The organism is Hallerella porci (genome assembly GCF_003148885.1).
In the GTDB taxonomy this organism is placed as follows: Bacteria; Fibrobacterota; Fibrobacteria; order Fibrobacterales; family Fibrobacteraceae; genus Hallerella; species Hallerella porci.
Genome location: NZ_QGHD01000067.1, coordinates 1 through 1,520 on the forward strand (window position 1 = coordinate 1; position 1,520 = coordinate 1,520).

1 pseudogene is annotated in these 1,520 nt (G+C 45.1%); it reads left to right on the forward strand.

The window, feature by feature from the left end:
- A pseudogene (locus tag B0H50_RS13420) lies at window positions 1-1,266 on the forward strand (DUF1566 domain-containing protein); the annotation flags it as partial.
- Window positions 1,267-1,520 lie beyond the last annotated feature (254 nt).

Consider the following 1,520-nt stretch of genomic DNA (forward strand, 5'->3'; position numbering starts at 1 on the left):
ACACCTAACGCAGATAAAGATATCCAAGATTCTTTAGAAGACATGTGGGGAGATGAAGCTTATGATGTCATTATAAAATCGATTGACATTATAACGGCGAACCCCGATTTTGATGCCGCGACTGCGATTTGGGGGAGTGCTTGGCGAATTCCTACAAGAACTGATTTCAAAGAATTAAGAGAAGAATGTGAATGGGTGTGGACTTCTTACACGACCGTAGATGGAGAAAATGTTCCGGGCTATAAAGTGATTGGCTCAAATGGAAACACGATATTTTTGCCTGCAGCAGGGTACCGCTCAGAAGGCACTCGCGAAGATGTTAATATAAAGGGCTATTATATAGATAATAAAACCGGCTTTGTCTTTGAACAATCACACCGTGGAAATGGAGAACTTGAATATAATGATCAAGCATCTATTCGCCCGGTAGTTTCTTCAACAGAGTGGAAATCAATAGATTGGAAAAATCGAAAGAAGTTGGTGAATCACGTGGTAGATTCAATTGCCGCTTACCAAGCATACGTGAATTCGCAGGCGTATAAAGACTCGGTGGCAGCTTATGAGGCTTATGTGAATTCGCAGGCATATAAAGACTCAGTTGCGGCTTACGAGGCTTACGTGAATTCGCAAGCATATAAAGACTCGGTAGCGGCTTATAGACAGGCTTATGCAGATTCTGTATTCAATGTACTAGCATTACAAACAAGTATTAAAGCTGTGGATTTAGGCTTAAGTGTCAAGTGGGCGAACATGAATGTGGGCGCAAATTCGCCTGTCGATTATGGAGATTACTTTGCTTGGGGCGAAACAAAGCCGAAAGCGGAATACACTGAAGAGAATTCTTTAACTTATGAAAAAGAAGAATTCAATTTTGATATAGCAGGAAATGTAAAATATGATGCTGCCAGAGCAAACTGGGGCGGCAAATGGAAAATGCCCACGAGTGCACAAATGCAGGAATTGGTAGATAATTGCACATGGACTTGGATTCCGAGTAGTAAATTAGATGCTGCTGGAAATACAATTAAGGGGTATGTGGTTAGCAATTGTGCGGCAGGAAATACCAACAGCATTTTTCTCCCAGCTGCAGGGTACCGTAGCGGTTCTGACTTGGAGGGCGCAGGGAGTGACGGATTCTACTGGAGTTCTACTCCGCGCGGGGGCAACAGCGAGGGCGCTTACGGCTTGTACTTCGGTTCGGGTTGCCAGCTCGTGAGCTACTACTACCGCTACCGCGGTCGGTCTGTTCGCCCCGTCTTAGAATAAAAGCGTAGCGCATTCGATTTATTTGATTTATTTGTCGCGGGCTTGCAGTCCCGCGACCGCAAAAGAAGAGTGGTCAAATAGAACGAGTCCGTATCAACTGCGCGCGAAGCGCGCGGTCGAAATTTTTTGACTCAATAGGGAATGCTAGATCCTTCACTACACTGCGTTTCGTTCAGGATGACACTGTCCACTGACCGCTAACCACTGACCGCTAGATCCTTCACTACACTGCGTTCCGTTCAGGATGACACTAC